Origin of the sequence: Streptomyces sp. PA03-3a, assembly GCF_033792735.1 — a bacterium.
In the GTDB taxonomy this organism is placed as follows: Bacteria; Actinomycetota; Actinomycetes; order Streptomycetales; family Streptomycetaceae; genus Actinacidiphila.
In genome coordinates this window covers 413,953-438,540 of record NZ_JARAVM010000001.1, presented here as the reverse complement: position 1 = coordinate 438,540, position 24,588 = coordinate 413,953, and the positions used below count along the sequence as shown (strand labels likewise).

21 protein-coding genes are annotated in these 24,588 nt (G+C 71.7%); 16 read left to right on the top strand and 5 right to left on the bottom strand.

The window, feature by feature from the left end; all coding sequences use genetic code 11:
- Window positions 1-104: 104 nt before the first annotated feature.
- Window positions 105-878 carry an RNA polymerase sigma factor gene (locus PV342_RS01850; RefSeq protein ID WP_500315648.1) on the bottom strand — a complete coding sequence of 258 codons (774 nt, stop codon included), beginning with the start codon at window positions 876-878 and terminating at the stop codon, window positions 105-107.
- A 207-nt stretch (window positions 879-1,085) separates the two neighbouring features.
- On the opposite strand from PV342_RS01850, the gene PV342_RS01845 reads away from it, so the two are divergent.
- From PV342_RS01845 to PV342_RS01810, 8 genes are all read left to right on the top strand, one after another.
- Window positions 1,086-1,487 carry a MarR family winged helix-turn-helix transcriptional regulator gene (locus tag PV342_RS01845; RefSeq protein ID WP_018560072.1) on the top strand — a complete coding sequence of 134 codons (402 nt, stop codon included), beginning with the start codon at window positions 1,086-1,088 and terminating at the stop codon, window positions 1,485-1,487.
- A gap of 181 nt (window positions 1,488-1,668) precedes the next feature.
- A complete protein-coding gene (locus PV342_RS01840; RefSeq protein WP_391578596.1) occupies window positions 1,669-2,673 on the top strand; it encodes a LacI family DNA-binding transcriptional regulator in 1,005 nt (334 codons plus the stop codon).
- Between the two features lie 277 nt (window positions 2,674-2,950).
- Entirely contained in the window at window positions 2,951-4,288 is a 1,338-nt protein-coding gene (locus PV342_RS01835; RefSeq protein WP_400796669.1) for an ABC transporter substrate-binding protein, read from the top strand.
- A 7-nt stretch (window positions 4,289-4,295) separates the two neighbouring features.
- Window positions 4,296-5,246, top strand: a complete 951-nt coding sequence (locus PV342_RS01830) for a carbohydrate ABC transporter permease (RefSeq protein WP_386994358.1) — start codon at window positions 4,296-4,298, stop codon at window positions 5,244-5,246.
- Between the two features lie 62 nt (window positions 5,247-5,308).
- Window positions 5,309-6,115: a carbohydrate ABC transporter permease gene (locus tag PV342_RS01825; protein WP_051102105.1), complete on the top strand. Its 807-nt coding sequence runs from the start codon at window positions 5,309-5,311 to the stop codon at window positions 6,113-6,115.
- Between the two features lie 75 nt (window positions 6,116-6,190).
- On the top strand, window positions 6,191-8,920 hold the full coding sequence (locus tag PV342_RS01820; RefSeq protein ID WP_500315647.1) for a glycoside hydrolase family 38 N-terminal domain-containing protein: 2,730 nt from the start codon (window positions 6,191-6,193) through the stop codon (window positions 8,918-8,920).
- Window positions 8,921-8,988: 68 nt separating this feature from the next.
- Window positions 8,989-11,976, top strand: a complete 2,988-nt coding sequence (locus tag PV342_RS01815; RefSeq protein WP_400796675.1) for a glycoside hydrolase family 2 TIM barrel-domain containing protein — start codon at window positions 8,989-8,991, stop codon at window positions 11,974-11,976.
- A gap of 110 nt (window positions 11,977-12,086) precedes the next feature.
- Window positions 12,087-12,338: a YciI family protein gene (locus PV342_RS01810; protein WP_400796678.1), complete on the top strand. Its 252-nt coding sequence runs from the start codon at window positions 12,087-12,089 to the stop codon at window positions 12,336-12,338.
- A gap of 16 nt (window positions 12,339-12,354) precedes the next feature.
- Here PV342_RS01810 and PV342_RS01805 read toward each other — a convergent pair whose 3' ends face one another.
- A complete protein-coding gene (locus PV342_RS01805) occupies window positions 12,355-13,197 on the bottom strand; it encodes a phosphotransferase family protein (RefSeq protein ID WP_400796680.1) in 843 nt (280 codons plus the stop codon).
- Between the two features lie 300 nt (window positions 13,198-13,497).
- Between PV342_RS01805 and PV342_RS01800 the strand changes: the two genes are divergently transcribed.
- Both PV342_RS01800 and PV342_RS01795 read left to right on the top strand, forming a co-directional pair.
- Window positions 13,498-13,932 (top strand): substrate-binding domain-containing protein, encoded by a 435-nt coding sequence (locus PV342_RS01800; RefSeq protein WP_500315686.1) that lies wholly within the window; start codon window positions 13,498-13,500, stop codon window positions 13,930-13,932.
- Window positions 13,916-14,500, top strand: coding sequence for a hypothetical protein (locus tag PV342_RS01795; RefSeq protein ID WP_500315646.1), 585 nt, complete (start codon window positions 13,916-13,918; stop codon window positions 14,498-14,500). The genes PV342_RS01800 and PV342_RS01795 overlap by 17 nt, the downstream gene beginning before the upstream one ends.
- Before the next feature lie 429 nt (window positions 14,501-14,929).
- Here PV342_RS01795 and PV342_RS01790 read toward each other — a convergent pair whose 3' ends face one another.
- A complete protein-coding gene (locus PV342_RS01790) occupies window positions 14,930-15,181 on the bottom strand; it encodes a hypothetical protein (RefSeq protein WP_500315645.1) in 252 nt (83 codons plus the stop codon).
- Window positions 15,172-15,297 (bottom strand): hypothetical protein, encoded by a 126-nt coding sequence (locus PV342_RS01785; protein WP_500315685.1) that lies wholly within the window; start codon window positions 15,295-15,297, stop codon window positions 15,172-15,174. The genes PV342_RS01790 and PV342_RS01785 overlap by 10 nt, the downstream gene beginning before the upstream one ends.
- Before the next feature lie 250 nt (window positions 15,298-15,547).
- On the opposite strand from PV342_RS01785, the gene PV342_RS01780 reads away from it, so the two are divergent.
- From PV342_RS01780 to PV342_RS01755, 6 genes are all read left to right on the top strand, one after another.
- Entirely contained in the window at window positions 15,548-17,230 is a 1,683-nt protein-coding gene (locus PV342_RS01780; RefSeq protein ID WP_500315644.1) for an ABC transporter ATP-binding protein, read from the top strand.
- A complete protein-coding gene (locus PV342_RS01775; RefSeq protein ID WP_500315643.1) occupies window positions 17,227-19,005 on the top strand; it encodes an ABC transporter ATP-binding protein in 1,779 nt (592 codons plus the stop codon). Before PV342_RS01780 ends, PV342_RS01775 begins: the two co-directional genes overlap by 4 nt.
- Before the next feature lie 57 nt (window positions 19,006-19,062).
- Window positions 19,063-20,142 carry an iron-siderophore ABC transporter substrate-binding protein gene (locus PV342_RS01770; protein ID WP_500315642.1) on the top strand — a complete coding sequence of 360 codons (1,080 nt, stop codon included), beginning with the start codon at window positions 19,063-19,065 and terminating at the stop codon, window positions 20,140-20,142.
- A 410-nt stretch (window positions 20,143-20,552) separates the two neighbouring features.
- Window positions 20,553-21,239 carry a helix-turn-helix transcriptional regulator gene (locus PV342_RS01765; RefSeq protein WP_361009717.1) on the top strand — a complete coding sequence of 229 codons (687 nt, stop codon included), beginning with the start codon at window positions 20,553-20,555 and terminating at the stop codon, window positions 21,237-21,239.
- 11 nt (window positions 21,240-21,250) lie between these two features.
- The gene (locus PV342_RS01760) at window positions 21,251-22,258 is read left to right on the top strand and encodes an ornithine cyclodeaminase family protein (protein WP_361009714.1); all 1,008 of its coding nucleotides are present in this window, start codon (window positions 21,251-21,253) and stop codon (window positions 22,256-22,258) included.
- Window positions 22,259-22,290: 32 nt separating this feature from the next.
- Entirely contained in the window at window positions 22,291-23,421 is a 1,131-nt protein-coding gene (locus PV342_RS01755) for a DSD1 family PLP-dependent enzyme (RefSeq protein ID WP_500315684.1), read from the top strand.
- Window positions 23,422-23,535: 114 nt separating this feature from the next.
- Here PV342_RS01755 and PV342_RS01750 read toward each other — a convergent pair whose 3' ends face one another.
- Entirely contained in the window at window positions 23,536-24,546 is a 1,011-nt protein-coding gene (locus PV342_RS01750) for a helix-turn-helix domain-containing protein (protein ID WP_500315641.1), read from the bottom strand.
- Between the last annotated feature and the right edge of the window lie 42 nt (window positions 24,547-24,588).

The window sequence follows — 24,588 nt, the reverse complement described above, 5'->3', positions numbered from 1 at the left end:
CCGTCCGGGCCACGGGATCGTGACGAAGCGGCGAAGATCACACATCGCCCGGGTGACGGGCGGACCCGCCCGGGCTTCGCAACACCGCCCCGCACGGCGGTCCGTCACCCGCGGCCGGGGTGCCCGGCACCGACGAGGCCGGCGGAGAGGTACTCCTCCTCGGACACCCCCGTACGCGGACCTTCGGCCGCCCACAGCCGCAGCCGCGCGTCGTACAGCCAGTACGCCGCGATCGAGGGAGGAACGTCCATGATGTCGGCTATGTCCTGGTGTTCGAGACCTTCGACGGACGCGAGGTACACGGCGAACCGCTGCTCCTTCGGCAGCGCGAGGAGCGCGGCGCGGACGTCCGCCTCGGGCAGCAGCACGAAGTCGTCCAGCGCCAGGGCGCGCACGGCGTGCGACACTCCGGACTCCGGAGGCAGCACGCACACCTCGGGATGAGGGCCGATGAACGCGGTCGCCAGCAGGTCGTAGAGCCAGGCCCTGTGGTCGACGCCGTCGAGGAGTCGCGGGAACGCGGCGTGCGCCCGCGTGAAGACCTCCAGCACGAGCTCCTCCGCCTCGGCCGGGTCGCCCGTGACGCCGACCGCGGCCCGGTAGACGGGATCCAGGTGGGCGAGCACATCGCGCTCGAAGCGGGCCGCGAACCCGAGCGGGTCGCCGTCAGCGACGGGCGGAACCGGTCCGTCGACGGCCGGCCGGCCCTGCGGGGCGCGCACGCTCCTGCGGTGCCGGCCGCTGCCGGGCCCCGTTCCGCTCCCGCGCCCATACTGCTCGCCGTCGGCGCGCCGGCCCCGGTGCCGGCCACCGCCCGGGCCGGGTCCCGTGTACCGGATTCCGGCGGTGGCCTGGGTGTTCGTCAGCGACTGAGGCATGTGCGTCTCTTTCCGGGATGGTGTGCGGAGTCGGTCCGGCGGTGCGGGCAGGGGTCGCCGGACCGCATGGCCCAGCGCTAATTGCTTCGCGCAGCAAATATATATCCTTCGCGGAGCAAGTAAAGTGGGGGCATGCCAGACCCCACGCACGCGCCGGAATCCACCCCAGGGCCCCCGGATTCACTCCATCCGGACGAAGAGGACCTGATGCGGTCCCTCAGCCGGGTCATCTACGCCCTGCCCCGCGCGCTGGACGCCGACATGGCCCGCGAGCAGCGGCTGCCCCTCATCGAGTACCAGGCACTGATGCACCTCTCGGAGGCTCCGGACCGTCAGCTGCGCATGAGCGACCTCGCCACCGCCTGCGAGAGGTCGCTCAGCGGCATGACGGGCGTGGTGCACCGGCTGGAGGGGCAGGGGTACGTCCGGCGGGTCAAGGGCGCGCGGGACGGCAGGAGCTGGAACGCCGTCCTCACCGACACCGGACTGGCCCGCCTGGAGGAGGCCTGGCCGTCCCATCTCGCCTCCATGCGCCGCCACTTCCTGGACCACCTCGCGGGTCTCGACCTCCGGGCCCTCGGCGCGGCGCTGCGTGCCGTGGCCACCTGACCCGAGGCCACCTCTCCCAAGGCCGCCTTTCCCGAGGCCGCCTTTCCCGAGGTCAGGGCCGCGCCGACGAGCCCCGGCCCGCCCGGTCGCACGGTGCCCCGATCTCGCGCCGCCGCGCCCCGGACGTGCATACTCGGGCCCTGCGGGCGCGCCGGCACCCGCGACGATCGGGAGGTGCGCGATGGTGTCGTCGTCGGGAACGGAATCCCGGAGGGTCACGATCCATGACGTCGCCCGGTCCGCCGGGGTGTCCCGGCAGACCGTGTCCCGGGCGCTGAACGACAAGGACGAGATCGACGGCGCGACCAAGCAGCGCGTCCTCGACGCCGCCCGCGAACTCGGCTACCGGCCGAGCCGCTTCGCCCGCGGCCTGGTCCGGCAGGACACCACCACGATCGGGCTGGTCATCCCCGACCTGCTCAACCCCTTCTTCACCGAGGTGGCCGCGGCCGCGCTGGAGGCGGCCCGGGCGCGCGGCTGGCACGTCGTGGTCTACGACACCGCGGACCGCGCCGAGGAGGAGTTCGGGACCCTTCAGGTGATCGCCTCGCAAGTGGACGCGGTCGTCGGCTACTTCAGCTGCTCCGAGCACGACCTCGAACGCTTCACCCGCGGACTGCCCGTGGTGCTCATCGGCCGTGAGCACCCCACGGGGCGGTTCAGTTCGATCCGCATCGACGGCGAGGAGGGCGTCCACACCGCGGTCGCGCACCTGGTCGCCGCAGGCCACCGGCACATCGGCATGCTCGACCACGACGGCCGCGCCGAGCCGAGCGTGCGGCGCGACTGGTTCGCGACGGCCGCGGCGGCCCACGGGATCGCCCCGGACAGGGTGGTCGGGGCCCAGCAGTCGGCCGACGGCGGGGGGACGGCGCTCAGGAAGCTGCTCGGCACGCACCCCGAGGTCACCGCGGTGTTCACCTTCAACGACATCATCGCGATCGGCGCGCTGCGCGAGGCCCGCCGGCTGGGCAGGAGCGTCCCCGAGGACCTCGCCGTGGTCGGCTTCGACGGCCTGCAGCTCGGCACGCTCGTCGAACCCCCGCTCTCCAGCGTCGCGCTCGACACGCGCCGCCTCGGCGCGCTCGCCATCGACCAGGTCGCACGCCTGCTGACCGGGCTGGAACCGCTCGGCGCCGATGACCTCGTCGTCCGGGCGCAACTGCGGCTGGGCGGTTCCGCTTAACCTCCCGGACCCGTGTGCGCCGCAAACCCTTGACACTTGAAGCCACCGGAGCGCACACTTCCGAACAATTCTCAATCAGCCCGTGAGCGTTCACGTGAACGCTCACGTGAACGCTCACGGGACCAGAACAACCGGTTTTGCCCCTACTTGCGACGGGCGTCCGGTGCTTGCACCGGAACCCGTTGCGCTTGTGTCCCTTCTCAGCAGCACGTCCCGCCTGAGGTGTCAACGTCGACCCGTCTAGCGACCTCGCTAGTCGTCCTCCGGAACGGAAACCATGAGCAGCACAGTCACGCGCATCCGCCTCGCCGCCGTCGCCGCGGCAGCCAGCATCGCCGTACTCGCCGGATGCTCATCGCCGGCTCCTTCGGGTAACAGCGCATCGGCAGACTCCTGCGCCCCCGCGAAGGGCAAAGTCACCCTCCAGTACTGGAACACCGTTCCCGGCATGGACGAAGTCGTCGCGCTGTGGAACAAGAAGAACCCGAACATCCAGGTCGAGACGAAGAACATCTCCAACGACCAGTACGGCACCATCGGCAACGCCCTCAAGGCGGGCAAGGCGCCGGACCTCGCGCAGGTCGGCTACGACGAACTGCCCAACCTGCGCAGCCAGGACGCCTTCACGGACGTCTCCGCCTGCAAGGCGGCCACCGGCGCCAAGTCGGCGTTCGTGCCGTGGACGTGGTCGCAGGCGAGCTTCGGCGACACCGGGGTGTTCGCCATGCCGCAGGACACCGGCCCGATGGCCCTGTACGTGCGCAGCGACCTCTTCAAGAAGCACGGCCTGGAGATCCCCAAGACCTGGGACGAGTACGCGACCGAGGCGCAGAAGCTCCACAAGGCGGACCCGAACCTCAGCATGACGTTCTTCGACCCGAACAACGCGGAGTGGTTCAACGGGCTCCTCTGGCAGAACAGCGCCGAGATGTACTCCTACTCCGGCGACAAGTGGCACGTCACCGTCGAGTCCGAGCAGAGCAAGCAGGTCGCCGACTACTGGCAGAAGCTGATCGACGCCAAGCTGGTGCGGACCGACCTCGCCCACGGCTCGACGCAGATGTACACGGCGTACCAGAAGGACCAGATAGCCACCTACGTCGGCGCCGCCTGGGGCTACAGCATGTTCCGCGACAACCTGCCCAAGCAGGCGGGCAAGTGGTCCATCGTGCCGATGCCGACCTGGGGTACGAACGCGGCGTCCGGCGACTGGGGCGGCTCCACCGTCGCCTTCATGAAGGGCGGCAAGCACCCCTTCGAGTCGGTCAAGTTCAACACCTGGCTGAACACCGACCCGGAGGCGCTGGCGCTGGAGAACAAGCTGGGCGGCCTCTACCCTGCGGCCACGGCCGGTCTGGCGCTCCCCGCGCTCTCCCAGGGTGTGCCGTACTACAACAACGAGAAGATCTTCGACGTCTTCGCCGACTCCTCCACGAAGATCGACACCGGTTTCACCTGGGGCCCGACCCAGAAGACGGTGAACCTGGCGCTGCAGGACGCGATGGCCAAGGCGGCCGCCGGTGACGGCACCGTCGGCGACGCGCTGACGGCCGCCCAGGACGCCGCGCTGAAGTCGATGAAGGACCAGGCGATCCCGGCCGCGGCGGGCGAGTGACCGCGGCATGACCGACCTCGCAACCCGCGCTGCGCGCGTGGTGGCGACCACCGAGGGGCGCCGTCGCCGTCACAACGGCGGCGGCCCCCGGGCGGGCACCATCGCCGCGTTCGTGACCCCGTTCTTCCTGCCGTTCGTCCTCTTCTACCTGGTGCCGATCGGCTACGCGCTCTGGCAGAGCCTGCTCGTGGTGCGCCGCACGGGCGGCCAGTACGGCACCTCGTACACCACCTTCGGCGGCTTCGAGCAGTACGCGCAGGTCTTCCGGAACACCGAGTTCTGGGGCAGCATCGGGCGCATCGGGCTCTTCGGCGTCGTACAGGTGCCGGTGATGCTCTTCGTCGCGCTGGTGATGGCGCTGCTGCTCGACACTCCCCTGCTCAAGCTCAAGTCGTTCTTCCGCATCGCGGCCTTCATGCCGTACGCCGTGCCCGGCGTCATCGCCGCGATCATGTGGTCGTACCTCTACTCGCCGCAGCTCAGCCCGGTGGTCGACCTGCTCAAGGGCGTGGGCCTGCAGCCCGACTTCCTCGGTCCGGGCGCCGTGCTGTGGTCGGCGGCGAACGTGTCGACCTGGCTCTGGACCGGCTACAACATGCTGATCATGTTCTCGGCGCTGCAGTCGATCCCGCAGGAGCTGTACGAGGCCGCCAAGCTCGACGGCGCGAGCAACTGGGCGATCGCCTGGCGGATCAAGGTGCCGATCATCGCCCCTTCCGTCGTCCTCACCACGGTGTTCTCCATCATCGGCACACTGCAGCTGTACGCCGAGCCGGCCGTGCTGCGGCAGATCTCCTCGAACATCTCGAGCACCTTCACCCCGAACATGCTCGCGTACACGGTGGCCTCCGGGAACAACTACCAGCAGGCGGCGGCGATCTCCGTGGTCATCGCCGTCATCACCTTCGTCTTGAGCTTCGGGTTCATGCGACTGACCTCGAAGAAGGCGGGACTGTGAGCGACCGGACCACCAGCACCCACGCCCCCGTCCGCGAGAGCCGGATCAGCCGCACGGCCGCCATGGCGCTGATGTTCCTGCTGGCGGTCTACTTCCTGCTGCCGGTCTACTTCCTGGTCGTCGCGGCGACCAAGCCGCAGGGCGATCTCGCCTCCACCAACGGCCTGGCGTTCTCGCACTTCGACCTGTTCGGCAACCTCGACACCCTCTTCACGCGCAGCGACGGCATCTTCGGGCGCTGGGCGCTGAACAGCGTGCTCTACGCGGTGCTGGGCGCGGCCGTGGGGACCCTGATCTCGGCGCTGTGCGGCTACGCGCTCGCCAAGTTCAGCTTCCGGGGACGGGAGTTCCTCTTCTCCGTCATCCTCGGCGGGATCCTCGTACCCACCACCGCGCTCGCGCTGCCGCTGTTCCTGCTGTTCTCGGCGACCGGGCTCGTCAACACCTGGTTCGCGGTGTTCCTGCCCAGCATCGTCAGCCCGTTCGGCGTCTACCTGGCCCGGATCTTCGCCGCGTCCGCCGTCCCCCAGGAGATCCTGGAGTCGGCGCGCCTCGACGGTGCCGGCGAGTTCCGGACGTTCTTCTCGGTGGCGTTCAAGCTGATGACGCCCTCGCTGGTGACCATCTTCCTGTTCCAGTTCGTCGCGATCTGGAACAACTTCTTCCTGCCGATGGTGATGCTGCAGAAGGAGTCGCTCTTCCCGATCACGCTCGGCCTGTACCAGTGGAACGGCCAGACCGCCCGCGCGCCTCTGCTGCAGGAGTCGGTGATCACCGGCTCGCTGGTCTCGATCGTGCCCGTGATCGTCGTGTTCATCCTCCTCCAGCGGTTCTGGCGCACCGGACTGGCCGCCGGCTCGCTGCGCTAGCCCCGCGCTTTGCCTCCACCCCTTCTCGGTTCTCCCCTTCCCCGCCGCCCCACCTGCACAGAAGGTCCCGTTCCCATGCCCAAATCCGCCGTCTTCGTGCCCCACTTCCACTGGGACCGGGAATGGTACGAGCCCTTCCAGGTCTTCCGGCACCGGCTCGTCACCGCCCTCGACACCGTGCTGGAGACGGCCGAGACGAACCCGGACTTCCGCTTCACCGTCGACGGGCAGATGGCCGCGCTCGAGGACTACCTGGAGATGCGGCCGGAGAACCGCGAACGCGTCACGGCCCTGGTCGCCGAGGGCCGGCTCGCGATCGGGCCGTGGCTGATCCTGCTCGACGAGTTCCTCTGCTCGGGCGAGACGATCGTCCGCAACCTGCAGATGGGCTGGGCGGCCGCGGCCGAGCTGGGCGGCTCCATGCCCATCGGCTACCTGCCGGACATGTTCGGCCACGTCGCCCAGATGCCGCAGATCCTGGCGCGCGCGGGCATCGAGCACGCGGCGCTGTGGCGCGGGGTGCCCGGCTCCGTCGACGGCCACGCCTTCCGCTGGCGCGCACCGGACGGCTCGGAGGTGCGCACCGAGTTCCTCTTCGACGGCTACGACAACGGTCTCGACGTGCTGCTGGTCCCCGATCAGATCGCCCGCGCGCTCGGCGAGTACGCGGAGATGACGGCCGGGCGGTGGGGCGGCGACCCGGTGCTCGCGATGGCGGGCACCGACCACAACGCACCGGACCCGCGGCTGGCCGAGTGGCTGCGGCAGGCCTCGGGCGAGGACGGCGCCATCACCATCGCCACGCTCGACGAGTACATTCGCGAGCACGTGCGCGACGAGGTCCCGGCGGTCGTCACCGGCGAACTGCGCAGCCATGTGCGCGGCAACATCCTGCCGGGCGTGCTCTCGGTGCGGCGCGGGCTCAAGCGCCGGATGGCCGTCGCCGAGCGCACCGTCGACCATGCCGAGCGGATGAACGCGCTGTGGTCGGCACGTGACGACTCGCCGTTCCTCTCCCTCGCCTGGCACAAGATCATCGAGTCGAGCGCCCACGACTCGGTCGTCGGCTCCGGCACGGACGAGACCGCCGACCAGGTCGAGGCGCGGCTCGCCGAGGCCGCGCACGCCGCACGCGCCGTCCGGGACGCGGCGCTGGCCGGTCCGGCCGCCCGCGTGCCCGCCGACGGCCACCTCGTCGCCAACCCGCTGGCCACCCCCCGCACGACGCTGGTCGAGGTCGACGTCATGGCCCCGCCCGAGGGGTCCGTCCTGGTCGTGACCGCGGCCGACGGCTCCGAGCACCCCGTGCAGCTGGTCGCGCAGGCGCCGACCGTGCTCAGCGACGAGCGCATGGACGCCTCGCAGCTCGAACGCGTACTGCGCCGCATCCACCGCCGTGAGTTGTTCGGCCGGCAGATCGACCACTACGAGCTCACCGCGGGGTCGCTCGTCTTCCACCTCGCCGAGGTGCCCTCCAGCGGTCCGTTCGACCTGCTGATCCTGCGCCGCGAGGTCGCCGCCGCGGCCGCCGCGCACCCGGGCGGGTGGCGGGTGCTGACGCTGGAGGAGGCACGGGCGACCGCGCTGGTGCCGGTCTCCGTCCCCGCCTCCGGGCTCGCGAGCTTCACGGTGGCACCGGCCGCGCGGACGGCCGCGCCAGGCATGGCGTTCGCGCCGGCGACGGCGACGGCCGGGGCGCTGTCGAACGGGCTGGTCGAGGTCGTGATCGCCCCCGACGGCACCCTGGAAGTCACCGGGGCGGACGGCACCGTGTTGCGGGGGGTCGGTCGTCTCGTCGACGGCGGTGACCGCGGCGACAGCTACAACTACGGCCCGCCGGCGCACGATCTGCTCGTCTCGGAACCGACGGAGGTCGGCGTCGAGCTCCTCGAGAACGGCCCCCTGCGGTCGAGGGTGCGCATCAGCCGTGTGTACGCGTGGCCCGCCGCGCTCTCCCCCGACCGCGACGTACGCGCCGGCCGGACCGTGCCGACCCCGGTCGAGACCCTGGTGGAACTGCAGGCGGGCGAGCCGTTCGTGCGCGTCACGACCTCGTTCCTGAACCAGGCCGCCGACCACCGGCTGCGCTTCCACGTCCCGCTCCCCCGGCCGGCGGCCGTCTCGGCGTCGGCCGGGCAGCTCGCCGTCACCGAGCGCGGGCTCACCGCCGAGGGCGGCTGGGGCGAGTACCCGATCCCGACCTTCCCCGCGAGCACCTTCGTCTCGGCCGGAGCGGCCACCGTGCTGCTCGACCACGCCACCGAGTACGAGCTCACCGGCGAGGGCGCCGAACTCGCCGTCACCCTGCTGCGCGCGATCGGCTCGATCAGCGTCAACATCCATCCGCTGCGCGACGAGCCGGCGGCGAGCGAGATCCCCGCGCCGGGGGCTCAGGACCTCGGGGTGCGCATCGAGAACCGTTTCGCCGTCGTGCCCTCGGCGGGCGGCTGGCAGGACGCGGACGCGGTCGCGCTGGCCGAGGAGTTCCGCAACGACGTGCTGGTCACCCGCGGCACCGCGCCCGCCGGGGGGCCGCTGCCCGCCGACACGGCCGGCGTGCGGGTCGACGGCGCGGACGTGTTCGTCTCGGCCGTGCGCCGCGTCACCGGTGACGGCCTCGGCGCCGGCACCGAGGTGCGGCTGGTGGCGATGAGCGGCACGGGCGCCACTGCCCGCGTCACCGGCGCCTTCACCCGGGTGACCACGGTCGACCTGCTCGGCCGGCCGCTGGCCGCCGAACCCGCGGAGGGCGGCCTCGAACTCGCCCTCGGCCCGTGGGAGATCCGGACGATCGTGCTCCGGTAGCGGTCGCGGACCCGCCCGCGACCCCACCCCGGATCCCCCCTCCGCTACCAAGAAAGAGTTGTGACCTCTTGCCCTCCCAGCTCTCCGCGTATGTTTCGGACACCACCCCAGGGCGTGGCGCGCTGCGCCCGGCGCGGTCGTGGCTGCACTCCGACGCCCCCTCCCACTCCCTCAACGGGCACTGGCGGTTCCGGCTGTCGCCCACGGCGACGGCGGCGGAGGACTTCGCGGCCGAAGGATTCGACGACGGCGGCTGGGACGGCATCCCGGTGCCCTCCCACTGGGTGCTCCAGGGCGACGGGGCCTACGGCCGGCCGATCTACACCAACATCCAGTACCCCTTCCCCGTCGACCCGCCCCACGTACCGGACGAGAACCCGACCGGCGACTACCGCCGCCACTTCGACCTCCCCTCCGACTGGTCACAGGCCGAACGGGTCGTGCTGCGGTTCGACGGGGTCGAGTCACTGTTCAAGGTCTGGGTGAACGGCGACGAGATCGGCAGCGCCTCCGGCAGCCGGCTCGCCCACGAGTTCGACGTGACCTCCTCGGTGCGCCCGGGCGACAACGTCGTCGCGGTGCGGGTGCACCAGTGGTCGGCGGCGAGCTACCTCGAGGACCAGGACCAGTGGTGGCTGCCGGGCATCTTCCGCGACGTCACCCTGATCGCGCGGCCGGCCGGAGGCGTCGAGGACGTCTGGCTGCGCACCGGGTTCGAGCGGGGGCGCGGGCGGATCGACCCGGAGGTCACCGCGCAGGCGGCGGCCTTCCCCATCACCCTCCGCATCCCCGAACTCGGCGTCGAGCGCGTCTGGGAATCCGCCGCCGAGGTGGCCCCGTTCGAGGTCGGCGGCGTCGAGCCCTGGTCGGCCGAAGTGCCGCGGCTGTACGAGGTCACCGTGGCCTCGGCCGCGGAGACCGTCACCGTGCGGACCGGCTTCCGCACGGTCGAGATCCGCGGCGACCGGTTCCTCGTCAACGGCCGGCGCGTCGTCTTCCACGGGATGAACCGTCACGAGACCCACCCCGAACGCGGCCGTGTCTTCGACGAGCAGCACGCGCGCGAGGACCTGGCCCTGATGAAGCGGTTCAACGTCAACGCGATCCGCACCAGCCACTACCCGCCGCACCCGCGGCTGCTCGACCTCGCCGACGAACTCGGCTTCTGGGTCGTCCTCGAGTGCGACCTGGAGACGCACGGCTTCGACAAGGACGGCAGCTGGGCCGGCAACCCCAGCGACGACCCGGCGTGGCGCGAGGCGTACCTGGACCGTGTCCGGCGCACCGTGGAACGGGACAAGAACCACCCCAGCATCGTGATGTGGTCGCTCGGCAACGAGGCGGGGACGGGCGGCAACCTCGCCGCGATGTCGGCGTGGGTGCACGCCCGCGACGCGGGGCGCCCCGTGCACTACGAGGGCGACCACGCCGGCGCGTACACGGACGTCTACTCGCGCATGTACGCGTCGGTGGCGGAGACCGAGCAGATCGGGACGGACGGCTCACGCACACCGCTGCAGGGCTGCACCCCCTCGCAGGGTGCGCGACAGCGAACCAAGCCGTTCCTGCTGTGCGAGTACGCCCACGCGATGGGCAACGGGCCCGGTGCGCTCGACCAGTACGAGGAGCTGGTGCACCGGCACCCGCGCCTGCACGGCGGGTTCGTCTGGGAGTGGCGCGACCACGGCATCCGGGCGACGGCCCCGGACGGCACGCCCTACTACGCGTACGGCGGCGACTTCGGGGAGGTCGTGCACGACGGCAACTTCGTGATGGACGGGATGGTGCTCAGCGACGGCGTCCCGACCCCCGGTCTCCATGAGTTCAAGGCGGTCGCGCAGCCCCTTCGCCTCACCTTCCACGACGGTGACGACGGGACGGTGGAAGTCGCCAATCTGCGGCACTCGGCGGACACCTCCGACCTGCGCTTCCGCTGGCGCGTCGAGCACGACGGCAGGCCCGTGGACTCCGGGGAGCTGGAGGTGCCCGTCGTCGCGGCCGGCGGGTCGGCGCGCGTGCCGCTGCCGCGGATCGAGGTGTCCGGGGAGTCGGAGACATGGCTCACCGTGGACGCGGTCCTGGCCGCCGGCACCGCGTGGGCGGACGAGGGGCATGTGGTCGCGACCGCCCAGCTGGACCGTTCGGCGCGGCGTACCGTGCCCGCCGTCCGGCCTCCGGCCGACTGGCGGCAAAGCGACGGGACGCTGACGCTCGGCGTCGCCGAGTTCACCGGAGGGGCCCTCGTACGGCTCGCCGGCCGCCCGGTGGCGGGCCCTCGCCTGGAGCTGTTCCGTGCCCCGACCGACAACGACGAGGGCACCTCGGGGGTGGCCGAGGAGAGCGACGCCCACGTCCCCGGGGTCTCCAACGCCGAACTGTGGCGGCGCGACGGCCTGGACCGGCTGACCTCGCGGCTGCTGTCGGTGGAGACCGCCGCGGACGCCCTGCGGACCGTCGCCAGGGTCTCCGCGGCGGACTCCGCGTCGTCGGTGACCGTCGAGACGGTCTGGTCCCTGGAGGGCGACGAGCTCGAACTGCGTGTGGAGATCGAGCCGTCGGTCGGCTGGACGACGGTGTGGCCGCGCATCGGCGTCCGCTTCGACCTCCCCGACGGCGCCGCTCCGGTCGACGGCGCCGAGTGGTTCGGCCTCGGACCGCACGAGTCCTACCCCGACAGCCTTCGCGCGGCGCGCACCGGCCGGTTCTCCGCCGGTGTCGACGAGCTCTCGGTCGACTACGCGCGCCCCCAGGAGACCGGGCACCGCTCGAGGTGGCGTGAACTGGAGCTGACCAGTGGCGGAACCGCGGTGCTGCGCCTCGCGGCCGTCCCGGACGTCCAGGGCCGCCTGCCCGGCTTCACGCTCAGCCGTCACACGCCGCAGCAGATCGCCCGGGCGGCGCACCCGTTCGAGCTCCCGGAGTCGTCGACCAGCCACCTCTTCGTCGACGCGGCCCAGCACGGCCTCGGCTCCCGGGCGTGCGGGCCCGACGTGTGGCCGGAGTTCGCGCTCCGCCCGCAGGCCCGCACGATCAGGCTCCGGATCACGGCGGTCTGAGGCGGCCTGGCAGAAGGCCGCGGTGAGCGGCCTTCTGCCGGGGTGGTGGCATGCCGTACATGGTGCCGTACATGGTGCTGATGTAGGCCGACCCGGCGGCGACCGAGGCGATGACCGCCGAGGAGCGCGCCGAGGTGTTCCGCAGACACGTCCGGCTCCACAGCAACCTCGCGGGCACCGGCGAGATGCTGAACGGCGCCGGACTCGCCCTCCCCAGGGACACCACGACGATCCGGCTGCACCGGGACGGCACGACGACGGCGGACGGACCGCTCACGGGGGCGACGGAGCAGCTGACCGCCTCCTACGTGGTCGACTGCGCCACCCCGGAACGCGCGCTGGAGATCGCCGGGCGCGTATGAGGCGGATGCCCACGGTTCAGCCCGGTCCGCAGTGGTCGAGTGCGGCACGAACCCGGCGGAGCCCCTCCGCTCTCCAGTGGTCCCGGTCGGGCATCCGGTCGTCCCGCCGCCAGCGCCAGGCCGAGAACATCGCCCAGTTCAGGGCGCGGCACCGGTGGAGCAGTTCGAGGTCGGCCCCCGCGTAGTGCTCCGCCACTTCTTCGGGCGCATGGGCGAGATCGAACTCGACCGGCCCGCGGCAGCACGTGGCGAGGTCCACGAAGAGCGGGCCCCTCCTTGTGTTGAGGAGATTGCCCGGATGAGGCTCGCCGTGCAGCAGTTGCTCGCCGGCCCTGTCGACGCCGACCGCCGCGCTCAGACCGGCCAGCGTGCCGCGAAGGAGTTCCCGGTCGGCGCCGGACAGCTCGGGGGATCGCTCCCGGTCGCTGACTTCTCCCAGTGCCGCGGCGACTCGGTCGGTGACATGCGGCGCGTCCAGGTCGATCCGGCGCAGGGCCGCATGGTGCCGCAGCAACGCGTCCGCGTAGTCGGCCGGAGCGATCGGCGATCCGACGGGTTCGTAGTACGTCCAGAGCGAGACGGCGAAGGCGTCACGCACATGGACGCGGGGCTCGACCCTGAGGTCGAGCCCGGCCACGGGAGCGTCGACGTCGGCGAGGAGGCGGGCGACCTCTACTTCGAACTCGGAATCGGCCAGATGCCCCGAGGGGGCGACCCTGGCCAGAACACCGCAGGGGACGAGGCGCAGCGCGACGCGGTCCGAGTCGTGGACGACGGCCACGTCGTCGACCTGCAGGCCCAGCTCCGAAGCGGTCGACCGTGCCGCCTGGACCGCGCGGCGGAGTCGCGACGGCTCCATGACGTCCTCCCTCGTGATTCGGCACCTCGCAGTCACGCCTGGGGCGATCGAGCGGTCCTGAGGAAGGCCGGGTGTCACATCGAGTCCTTCGATCCCGCCGAGCCGGCGCTGACAGTGCCCTCCTGGGAATCTCGCGTCCCGGCAGGACATCCTTTCCACCTCGGCCGGGCGCGGCAACGCAGTTTCTGACCGGCCCGGAGCCGCCCGGCGGAAGACGGCGCGGGTGTTCGGCGCGGTCCACCCGGCGGGCAGGAAGTCGAAGGCGAAGGTGAGGGTGTCCCCGGAACGCAGCGGGACGGGCTGGACGTCCCCGGCGACATCGGCGTCGTCGGCTTCGGCGACGTGCCCGTCACCCGGGCGGGACCGTCCCTGCCGGGGCCACCGACGTCGCCTGCACCGGCAGCGGCAACCTCAACAACCGGGACCGCGAGATCGTGGACGGCCCCCGCCCTCACCACCGTCCGCCAGCCGCTGCAGGCCATGGCCGCGATGGCGGCACGGACGCTGCTGCGGCTGGTCGACGGCGAGGAGGCCGACCTGCCGGGGATGGAGCTCACGACGCGACTGGTCGTCCGGGTCAGCACGGCGCCGGTGCCGACGGAGGTCACGGGAGGTGACGGGGCGGGCCCGGTCCGTCACCGCCCGCCCGCCGGAATCCGCAGGTCAGACCCCATGGGTGAAATGTGTAATATAACCGATTTGGGTGAATACTGGACTAATGGACGTGATGTTTGAACCTTCGGTGTACCCCCCGCTCGCACTCGGCTTCTTCGGCCTCGCGACCGGCTATCTGATCTGGGGCTCCCAGGAACTGTTCGGCTGGCCCGAGAGGGACGAGAAGGTCGACCGGGCGATGGGCGTCTGGGGCATCTGGCTGCCGGGCCTCTGCCAGCTCCTGGCCGGCGTCATCCTCTTCGTGGGCCTCACCTGGTTCGAGGTCTTCAAGGAGCCGCCGCTCTACATGGCCGCCCTGGCCTTCACGGCGTACGGCATTCACTGGTTCGCACTCGGCTGGGACCGCTACCGCGGCAACGACGCACGCGTCAACGCCGGTGTCGGTGTGGCCTACATGGTCCTCTCGGCCCTCGGCGCGACGGTGTTCTTCGCCGTCGACGACTGGCCCGTGGGACTGGTCTTCATCGGCCTCTTCGCCGTCTACCTCAGCAAGTTCGTCATGTCGGTCGGCGTGCCCGTCGCCGAGCGCGTGATGGGGCTGTTCCGCCTGCTGACCGCCGCCTGGCTGCTCTACCTGACCTTCGCCGTGGTGGTCAACTTCACCCTGTCCTACAACTGGCCGACCTAGCCCTCGCGAAGCGTCAGGCCTCGACCGGGCCCAGCCGGAACAGGCTCTCGGCGGTCTCGAGGACGGTCGTCCGAACGGAGCGCGGCTCCCAGCCCAGCACCGCGCGCGCCTTGTCCGTGCGCAGCACCGGCATCTCGCCCAGGGGCTCGCCGCCTCCCGCAGCGCCGGGTCGGTGCGAGCGCCCTCCCGCACCTCTTCCGGGGTCAGCTCCCGCGCCGGCACCTTCGCGGCGCGCTCGCCCAGGCCCTCCGCGAGGACGCGGGCCCTCCGCGGGAAGCTCGTCGGCGTGCCGCTGCCGACGAGGAACCGCTCGCCCGCGGCGGCCGGTTCCGTCATGGCCCGCAGAGGGGCCTGCGCCACGTCACGCACGTCGGCCACGTCAAAGTACTGCGGCAGGACCACCGGAAGGGCTCCCTCCCAGCATCGCCTTCACCAGCGCCACGAGGCGGAGAGGTGCGTGCCCATTACGGGGCCGGAGATCCCCGGAAGATTGATCACGGCCAGTTCGAGGCCCCCTCCCTCAGCCGCCACGAAGTCCCAGGCGGCGCGCTCGGCGACCGCCTTGGACCTGATGTAGGGCGTCAGGTCGTCCGCGGGGTCGGTCCAGTCGCTCTCGTCGTACGCGCCGCCGCCCGTGCGGCTGCAGCCGACGGCGGCGAAGGAGGAGGAGGTCAGCACCACGCGCCGGACGCCGTGGTCACGCGCCGCCCGCGGCACCCGCAGTGCGCCGGGCCGATGAGGCCGATCTTCTCGTAGTAGCGCGGTGTCGGCTCGGAGAGGCCGCTGCGTCGCGACACTTCCTGGATCGACACCCGCGGGCGTCTGTCATTGCCACGTCCTCAGTCTCCGGAACGTCAAGCGCTTGAGGTCAAGCGTGGGGTGCGCACGCGGCCGAGGTCACTTCGCCGCGGTACCGGCGCGTCGTCCGCCGCGGTGCTCCGGATGCCTCCGGGGGACCTCACCCCCGAGACAACTTAGTGTAGCCTTACCTAAACTCCAGACATGGGGTGCTGGTCGCCGTCGGCTTGGTACCGGAGGGTTCGCGGGGTGGGAACGAAGGCACCGTCGGGGCGGGATGTACTGCTGCGGACGGTCAGGGGCCGGCGGAGGGACGTCGCCGTGGGCGCCGTGCTCGGCGCCGGCCATCAGTTCGGGGAGGCTCTCGTCCCCGTCATCATCGGCGTCGTCATCGACCGGGCCGTCTCCGACGGCGACGGGCGCGCCCTCTTCGGCTGGCTCGCCGTGCTGGCCGTGGTGTACGTGGGGCTCTCCCTCAGCTTCCGCTTCGGCGCCCGCGCCGGCGAACGCGCCGCCGAACAGGCCGCGCACGACCTGCGGATCGCCCTCGTACGACGGGTCCTCGACCCCGGCGGCGGCGCCGAACGCGGCCACCTGCCCGGCGAGTTGGCGAACATCGCCACCGAGGACGCCAAACGGGCCGGCGCCGTCAACATGGCCGTCATGACGGGGATCTCCGCCCTGACCGGACTCCTGGTCAGCGCCGTGGCACTGCTGCGCATCTCCGTGCCGCTCGGTCTGGTCGTCCTCCTCGGCACACCGCTGCTGCTCTGGCTCGGGCACCTGCTGAGCAAGCCCCTTGAGCGGCGCAGCGAGGCCGAGCAGGAGGGGGCCGCGTACGCCTCCGGGATCGCCGCCGACCTGGTGGCCGGACTGCGGGTGCTCAAGGGCATCGGCGCGCAGGCCGCCGCCGTCGAGCGGTACCGGCGCACCAGCCGCGCCTCGCTCGGCGCGACGGTGCGGGCGGCGCGCGCCGAGGCCTGGCAGAGCGGAGTGGTGCTCACCCTCACCGGCGTCTTCATCGCGCTGGTCGCGCTGGTGGGCGGACGGCTCGCCACGGCCGGCGACATCACGCTGGGTCAGCTCGTCTCGGCGGTCGGCCTGGCGCTGTTCCTCCTGGGCCCGCTGGAGGTCTTCGCCTGGGTCAACGCCGAGTTCGCCCAGGGCCGGGCCTCCGCGGGTCGCATCGCGGCCGTGCTCTCCGCGGAACCCGACGTGCTGCCCGGTGGACGCGCCCTGCCGGAACCGGTGCTCGGCGGCCTGCGGCTGCGCGGCGTCACCCTCGGCGCGCTGCGCGACGCCGACCTCGACGTACGGCCCGGCGAACTGCTCGGCGTGGCCAGCACCGACCCGGCCGCCGCGCAGGCGCTGCTCGCCTGCCTCGGCCGCGCCACGGACCCGGAGGCCGGCGTCGTCGAACTGGACGGCGTGCCCCTGCCGGAGCTGGACCCCGCGCGGCTGCGCACCGCGGTCCTCGTCGCGGCGCACGACGCGGACCTGTTCGAGGGCACCCTCGCCGACAACCTGGGCGGCGCCGGGGCCTGCGACCGCGCGCTGGCCGCCGCCTGCGCCGACGAGGTCGCCCGGGCCCTGCCTCAGGGCACCGCCACCGAGGTCACCGAGGGCGGCCGCTCACTCTCCGGCGGCCAGCGCCAGCGCGTCGCGCTCGCCCGCGCCCTCGTCGCCGACCGCCCGGTGCTCGTCGTCCACGACCCCACCACGGCGGTCGACGCGGTCACCGAGGCCCGCATCGCCTGGGGCCTGCGCGAGCACCGCCGGGGCCGTACGACGCTGCTGGTCACCAACAGCCCGGCCCTGCTGTCCGTGGCCGACCGCGTCGTCCTGCTCGGCGGCGGCCGGGTGGCCGCCGACGGCGCGCACGGCGACCTCGTGCACGGAGACCCGACCTACCGGACGGCGGTACTGGCATGACGACGGCATCGGGATCCGCGGCGCGCGAGCTGCTGCCCACCGCGACGCCCGCGCGGACGCGCGCCGCGGTGCGCGAACTCCTGCGTCCGCACCGGGCGGCGGCCGTGGGCGGGGCCGTGGTGATGGTGGTGGCGACCACGGTGGGGCTGCTGACACAGCCGCTGCTGGGGCACATCGTCGACCTGGTCACCGACCGGCGCCCGGCGGGGGCGCTGACGCTTCCCGTGGTGCTGCTGGTGCTGGTCGCGGTGGCGCAGGGCGTGGCCACGGCCCTCGGCATGTCGCTGGTGTCGCGGCTGGGCGAGACCGTGCTCGCCGAACTGCGCGAGCGCTTCGTCGAGCGGGCGCTGTCCCTGCCGCTGGAGCGGCTGGAGCGGGCCGGGTCCGGCGACCTCAACTCCCGGGTGACACGGGACGTGTCACGCGTGGCGGAGGCGGTGCGCAGCGCGCTGCCGGAACTCGTGCGGTCGGGGCTGGCCATCGTGCTGACGCTGGCCGCCCTCGCGGTGCTGGACTGGCGGTTCCTGCTGGCGGCGCTGCTCGCGCTGCCGGTGCAGGCGCACACCGCGCGCTGGTACGTCCGCAACGCCACCCCGCTGTACGCGAAGGAGCGCGTCGCCACCGGGGCCCAGCAGCAGCAGCTGCTCGACACGATCGGCGGGGCGGCGACGGTGCGGGCCTACCGTGCCGAGGCCGCGCACACCGAGCGGGTCACCGAACGCTCTGGCGCCGCCGTGGACCTGACGCTGCGCGGGGTACAGCTGGTGCTGCGCTTCTACAGCCGGCTGCACGTGGCCGAGTACACCGGGCTGGCCGCCGTGCTGGTCACCGGTTTCCTGCTGGTGCGCGGCGGTTCCGCGTCGATCGGCACGGCGACGGCGGCGGCCCTGTACTTCCACAGTCTGTTCGGCCCGGTGAACACCGCGCTGGTGCTGCTGGACGACGCCCAGTCCGCGACGGCCGCCCTGGCCCGGCTGGTCGGGGTCGTCGACGAACCCGCACCCGCCGCCGCGGATGACGCACGGCAGCAGGAGGTCCCCGGCGTTCCGGGCGTCACCGTGGAGGGCGTCGGCCACGCCTACGTCCCGGGGCGGCCGGTGCTCAGTGACGTGGACCTGGTGCTCCGGCCCAAGGAGAAGGTCGCCCTCGTCGGTGCCAGCGGCGCCGGCAAGACCACGCTCGCCAAGATCGTCGTCGGCATCCACCGGCCGTCGTCGGGCCGGGTCGAGGTCGGCGGCGGCGAACCCGCGGAGACCGGGCGCACGGTCGCGCTGGTCACGCAGGAGGTGCACGTCTTCTCCGGCCCGCTCGCCGACGACCTGCGCCTGGCCCGCCCGGACGCCACGGACGAGGAACTGCGCGAGGCCCTGGAACGGGTGGGCGCGCTCGGGTGGGCGCAGGCGCTGCCCGAGGGCCTGGACACCGTCGTCGGCGACGGCGGTCACCGGCTGACCGCGGACCGCTCGCAGCAACTCGCCCTCGCCCGCCTGGTGCTGGCCGACCCGCCGGTCGCCGTCCTCGACGAGGCGACGGCGGAGGCCGGCAGTTCCGGCGCCGGGCGGCTGGAGGAGGCCGCCGAACGCGCGCTGGAGGGCCGTACGGCGCTGGTCGTCGCGCACCGGCTCAGCCAGGCCGCCGCCGCCGACCGGGTGGTGGTGATGGAGGAGGGCCGCATCGCCGAGAGCGGCACCCACGACGAACTGCGCGCCGCAGGGGGGCCGTACGCCGCCCTGTGGCAGGCGTGGGCGGAGCACCGCAGCACCCCCCGGCCGTAGCCGGCCGCCGCCACCCACAGACCTGTCCACAACCGAAACGAACAGAAGGATCACGCGATGCCCCGCGCCACCAGAGCCACCCGGATCACCGGACTGCTCGCCTCCGTGCTGATACTCGTCGGCGCGGCAGCCGCCTGCGGCTCCTTCGACTCCGCCTCCGACGAGGCCGAGTCGGGCTCCGGCTCCGGCTCCAGCAAGGCGCCGGCGAGCAGCGCCTTCCCCGTCACGATCCCCAACAAGTACGGCAGCACCACGATCAAGTCCGAGCCCAAGCGCGTGGTCACCGTGGGCCTCACCGACCAGGACGCCGTCCTCGCGCTCGGCACCGTCCCGGTCGGCACCACCGAGTGGATCGGCGGCTACAAGGGCGCCGTCGGCCCCTGGGCCCAGGACAAGCTGGGCTCCGCCGCCGCGCCGACCGTCCTGAAGGACACCGGCACCGGGCCGCAGGTCGAGAAGATCGCCGCGCTCAAGCCCGATCTGATCCTCGCCCTGTACTCGGGCCTGACCAAGGCGCAGTACGACACGCTGTCGAAGTTCGCCCCGGTCGTGGCCCAGCCCAAGGAGTTCAACGACTACGGCATCCCGTGGCAGCAGCAGACGCAGACCATCGGCAAGGCGCTGGGCAGGTCCGGGGAGGCCGCCAAGCTCGTCGAGGGCGTCGAGGCGAAGTTCGCCGAGGCCAAGAAGGCGCACCCCGACTTCGCCGGCTCCACCGCGGTGATGGCCACCCCGTACGAGGGCACCTTCGTCTACGGCAGCCAGGACGCGCGTTCGCGGCTGCTGTCCGACCTCGGGCTGAAGCTTCCGGCGGACCTGGACAAGGTGATCGGCGACCAGTTCGGCGCCAACATCAGCAAGGAGCGCACCGACCTGCTGGACCAGGGCGTCGCCGTGTGGATCGTGCCGGACACCACCGGGGCCGTCGCCAAGCTGCACAAGGACAAGCTGTACGCCGACCTGAAGGTCGTGAAGGAGGGCCGCGAGGTCTTCGTCCAGGAGACCGGCGACTACGGCAACGCGGTCTCCCTGTCGACGGTGCTGAGCATCCCCTATGTCCTGGACCGCCTCGTCCCGCAGCTGGCCGCCGCGGTGGACGGCGACCCGGCGACGAAGGTGGAGCAGCCCGCGTCCTGAGTGTCCGCCGGCGCGACGCTCCGTACCGCGCCGCAGGACCGCGAAACGCCCCGACGGGCGGTGTGTGCCCAGGCACGCACCGCCCGCCGGTCTTTGTGCCCTGACACCCTCGGGGGACCCCCGAACTGCTCGACCTGCCGTCTGCCGCACCCCTCGGAGTCGGCGGCGTCCCTTCGTAGCGACCACCGTTCCCTTGCGCCCCGGCGATCAGCTTGTCCTCTACACGGACGGCCAGCTGGTGCCCCGGTCCCAGTCGATGTGCTCTCGAGTGCCGACGACCTGGAGCCCAGCCCGCTCGTGCACGCCCAGGTGCGATCGCTCTCATCGGCGGGGTTGAACACGGCTCGGAGCATGCTTTAGCATCATTGTCTAAAGGTGGAATATGAGTCCAGCATGGAGGAGGGCGGACCATGGAGCATCCCGTGGCTGAGGGGCCGGAGGACGACCGCAGGGGTCCCGTGGCCGTTGCTGCGACCGAGGGCGATGAGCACCTCGTCCGCGAGGCGGAGAAGATCGCCGTGGCCTTGGGCCGCATGTTTCCCGGGCTGTGTGAGGTGGTACTGCACGACCTGCGAGACCCGCAGCAGGCGATTCGGGTGATCGAGAACAACCTTTCCGGCCGGGAGGTCGGGGATTCGGCCACGGAGCTGGGACTGGCCCGCATCGCGGATCCGCAGTACCCGAGCGTGATCCAGAACTACCCCAACCAGTTTCCCGACGGTCGGCCGGTGAAGAGCACGTCGATCGGCATCAAGAACGCCGCGGGCCAGTACATCGCGGCCCTGTGCCTGAACCTTGACGTGTCCGTCCTGTCGCCGGTGACGCTGACGTTGTCGAACCTCGTGGCCACCGATGTGGAGCACCGCGAGCACCCGCTGGAGAATTTGCGGGACCGCAACGTGCGCGAGCTGCGCCGAACTGTGGAGGCGCTGGCCGCGGAGCGCGGTGCCACCCCCCGGTCGCTGAGTCGGGACGACAAAAAGGCACTCGTGCGGCAGCTGCAGGGCGAGGGCTACTTCGAGGGGCGCGACGCCGCGCAGACCATCGCGGACCTGCTGGGCGTGTCCCGGGCGACGGTCTACAACTACGCCAAGTAAAGAGGCAGTACATGACCGACACCGGACCGGCCGCACACCCCGCACCTGCTTCTCCGCCCGGTTCCGGCCCGCCGTCGGACGCAGGCCGTGGCCTGCTGTTCATCCCGGAGGAACAGACCGTTGCGCTCGTGGACGAGGAGCTGGCTCTGGAAGCGGCACGCGCGGCCTTCGCCGCGACGGCGCAGGGCGTGGTCTTCCCTTCTGTGGCCGTGCACGGCTCCGATCCGCGCAACCGGTTCACGCTCAAGCCGTCCGCGTCCGCGACGCATGCCGGGGTGAAGATCGGCACCTACTGGCCGGACAACCTGGAACGAGGGCTGCCGCGACACCACTCCACTGTGCTGCTGCTCGACCAGAGGATCGGCCGGATCGCCGCCGTCCTGGAGCTCGGTGCCGCGAACGCCTACCGGACCGCCGCGGCCGACGCGCTCGCCGTCGACCTGCTCGCCCCCACCGGCGCCGCCACCCTTGCGGTCTTCGGCACCGGCCATCAGGCCGCCTATGAGGCGCGGGCCGTCGCCCGGGTCCGGCCGATCGGCGAGATCCTGATCGTGGGACGCGACAAGGCCCGTGCTGCGCCCGTGGCTGCCGCACTGACCGCAGAGGGACACACAGCACGTGCGGCCGGTGCCGAGGAAGCCTGCGCGAGGGCCGACGTGATCGTCACCGCCACCACGGCACGGGCCGAAGACCCGCCCCTGTTCGAAGCCGAGTGGGTCCGTCCCGGCACGCACCTGTCCTGCATGGGAGCCGACGCCCCCGGAAAGCGGGAGCTGCCGCCCGCCCTGTTCGCCCGCGCACGGGTCTTCTGCGACCTGCCCGAGCAGGCACGCCGCATGGGGGAAAGCCAGCACGCACCCGAGGACACCGTCCTCGTCCCCCTCGGCGAAGTCCTCACCCAGCGCGCCCAAGGACGCACCGACCACCGTGACATCACGGTCTTCGACAGTTCCGGGATCGGACTGCAAGACCTCTACCTGGCTCTCGCCCTCCTGAAGAAGATGGACATCTCCCTGTGACCACCACCCCCGCCCCCGCCGCACAGACCCTGATGGATCCGGACACCCCGTTCGCCGTTGTCGACGTGCACAAGAGCCTGCGCAACATCGAACGCCTGCGGGCCAGGGCCGGCCGGCTCGGGGTCACCCTGCGCCCGCACATGAAGACAGCCAAGAGCCTCGACGTCGCCGCGCTCCTGAACGACGGCAACACGTGTCCCATCACCGTCTCCACCCTCGCCGAGGCCGAGGCGTTCGCCGACGGCGGCTACACCGACATCACCTACGCCGTCGGCATCGATCCTCACAAGCTCCCCCGCGTCATCGCTCTCCTGCGGCGCGGCGTGACCGTGCGGGTCCTGCTGGACAGCATCGAGCAGGCCGTCTTCGTCGCGGAAGCCTCCGGTCAGGCCGGCCTGCCCGTCCCGGCCCAGATCGAGATCGACTGCGACGGCCACCGCGGTGGCCTCAAGCCCGACGACCCCGCCCTCACCGGGATCGGCCGCATCCTGCACGACGCGGCCTGCCTCGACGGCGTGCTCACCCACGCAGGCGAGTCGTACTTCGCCTACAGCGCCGAAGAACAGCGCCTGGCCGCACAGAACGAACGTGACACCGCGGTTGCCGCAGCCGAGCGTCTCCGTGCGGCCGGTATGCCCGTGGCCTGCGTCAGCGTCGGCTCCACCCCCACCGCGCACGCGGCCGAGGACCTCACCGGGGTCACCGAACTGCGGGCCGGCAACTACATGTTCTTCGACCTGGTGATGGCCGGCCTCGACGTCTGCCAGGTGCAGGACCTCGCCCTGTCGGTGGTCGTCACCGTCATCGGCCACCGCCCCGAGTACGGGTGGATCGTCACCGACGGCGGCTGGATGGCCATGTCCCGCGACCGCGGCACCGCCGCCCAGGCCCAGGACCAGGGCTACGGCCTGGTCACCGACGTGGCCGGCCACCTCATCCCGAACCTGGTCATGACGGCCGCCAGCCAGGAACACGGCACCCTCACCGCCCGCGACGGCACCGACCTGCCCGACCTGCCGGTCGGCACCCGGCTGCGCATCCTGCCCAACCACGCCTGCGCCACCGCCGCCCAGCACCACGGCTACCACGTCGTCGACAGCGGCAAGGGCACGGAGCCCGCCCCGGTGATCCAAGCGCGCTGGCCCCGCATCACCGGCTGGTGACCTGCCCCGGGCCCATCCCTCCTCACCCGAGGAGTCCGCCGGGGCCGCCGTGCCGCTTCGAGGCGTACGCGCACGCGGACGAGGCGACGATCCGGCGCGCCGGAACCGGCACGGTCAGGGTGGTCCGTCCAAAGTGCTCCGCCGGGGAAGTTTCGTCTCCGGTGAAAGCCCACTGCGACCCCACCGGAAGTCGCGGGGGCTCACGCCGTACGCCGCCTTGAAGACGCGACTGAAGTGGGATGCGCCGGCGAACCCCCACCGGTGGGCGATGGCCTCGATCGTCATGAACTGATGCACTGGCGAAGCCAGTTCCCTCCGGCATTCTTCGAGGCGCTGGGTCCTGATCCATTCACCAAGGGTGATTCCCGCTCGGGACAGGGTCAGGTAGAGCCAGCGTACGGAAACGTCGTGCTCGGCTGCGATTCGCTCAGCGGTCAGATCGGGGTCTGCCAGATGGAGGCGCACGTATTCCTGAACACGCTCAAGAAGTGTGTCGTTCAGGAGCCTTCTGGTCAGGTCGTCCCCGTACAGGACCATGGTGACCACAGCCCTGATCAGGTCGACACTGGGCTCCGTGAACAGGGCGGTATCAGCCTTGCCGGCAGCGCCCCGATGACGAGCGAGCCGGGTGAAGAACGCTGCTGTCGCGCCCACGGCCGGTCGCTCCGAACTGAGTGGACCAGCCGTGATCCGATCGAGCAGGGACGGCCGCAGCCCCAGGATGTGCGTGGGAACGCTCACGAGTACTCCACGTACTGGGCCGTGGAACAGGACCTCGTAGGGCTTCGCATTGTCGAGCACCATGAGATCCCCGGCCCTTATCACTCCGTGCCTGCCCGCCTGGTGGAACTGGGAGACCCCCGCTTCCCGGATGGAGACGAGAATCTGCGGCACCATGTACCCGTCCACCGGGGCATCAGTGCGCCGGATACGGGTCACGTTCCAGCCGATCTCCGAGACTTTCACCGACCCGAGCGCACTGGTGGTCGCGTAGGCCTGCTGGCGATTCGGGTCCGACGGAAGGTCCACCTCTGCGCGGCCGTTGACGACGGACCCCGAGAGTTCACGGATCGCATTCGCCCGATCACCGGGAGCCAGCGACGCCACGTCAAGTCGATCTGCCACGCGGGCTTCCTCCTGAACCGGTCGCGGAGCCTGCATTGGACG

What these genes read in the sequence shown, in the direction of transcription:
- PV342_RS01850 (WP_500315648.1), bottom strand. Translation starts at nt 878, where the DNA reads ATGCCTCAGTCGCTGACGAACACCCAGGCCACCGCCGGAATCCGGTAC.
- PV342_RS01845 (WP_018560072.1), top strand. Translation starts at nt 1,086, where the DNA reads ATGCGGTCCCTCAGCCGGGTCATCTACGCCCTGCCCCGCGCGCTGGAC.
- PV342_RS01840 (WP_391578596.1), top strand. Translation starts at nt 1,669, where the DNA reads ATGGTGTCGTCGTCGGGAACGGAATCCCGGAGGGTCACGATCCATGAC.
- PV342_RS01835 (WP_400796669.1), top strand. Translation starts at nt 2,951, where the DNA reads ATGAGCAGCACAGTCACGCGCATCCGCCTCGCCGCCGTCGCCGCGGCA.
- PV342_RS01830 (WP_386994358.1), top strand. Translation starts at nt 4,296, where the DNA reads ATGACCGACCTCGCAACCCGCGCTGCGCGCGTGGTGGCGACCACCGAG.
- PV342_RS01825 (WP_051102105.1), top strand. Translation starts at nt 5,309, where the DNA reads ATGGCGCTGATGTTCCTGCTGGCGGTCTACTTCCTGCTGCCGGTCTAC.
- PV342_RS01820 (WP_500315647.1), top strand. Translation starts at nt 6,191, where the DNA reads ATGCCCAAATCCGCCGTCTTCGTGCCCCACTTCCACTGGGACCGGGAA.
- PV342_RS01810 (WP_400796678.1), top strand. Translation starts at nt 12,087, where the DNA reads ATGACCGCCGAGGAGCGCGCCGAGGTGTTCCGCAGACACGTCCGGCTC.
- PV342_RS01805 (WP_400796680.1), bottom strand. Translation starts at nt 13,197, where the DNA reads ATGGAGCCGTCGCGACTCCGCCGCGCGGTCCAGGCGGCACGGTCGACC.
- PV342_RS01795 (WP_500315646.1), top strand. Translation starts at nt 13,916, where the DNA reads ATGGACGTGATGTTTGAACCTTCGGTGTACCCCCCGCTCGCACTCGGC.
- PV342_RS01775 (WP_500315643.1), top strand. Translation starts at nt 17,227, where the DNA reads ATGACGACGGCATCGGGATCCGCGGCGCGCGAGCTGCTGCCCACCGCG.
- PV342_RS01770 (WP_500315642.1), top strand. Translation starts at nt 19,063, where the DNA reads ATGCCCCGCGCCACCAGAGCCACCCGGATCACCGGACTGCTCGCCTCC.
- PV342_RS01765 (WP_361009717.1), top strand. Translation starts at nt 20,553, where the DNA reads ATGGAGCATCCCGTGGCTGAGGGGCCGGAGGACGACCGCAGGGGTCCC.
- PV342_RS01760 (WP_361009714.1), top strand. Translation starts at nt 21,251, where the DNA reads ATGACCGACACCGGACCGGCCGCACACCCCGCACCTGCTTCTCCGCCC.
- PV342_RS01755 (WP_500315684.1), top strand. Translation starts at nt 22,291, where the DNA reads ATGGATCCGGACACCCCGTTCGCCGTTGTCGACGTGCACAAGAGCCTG.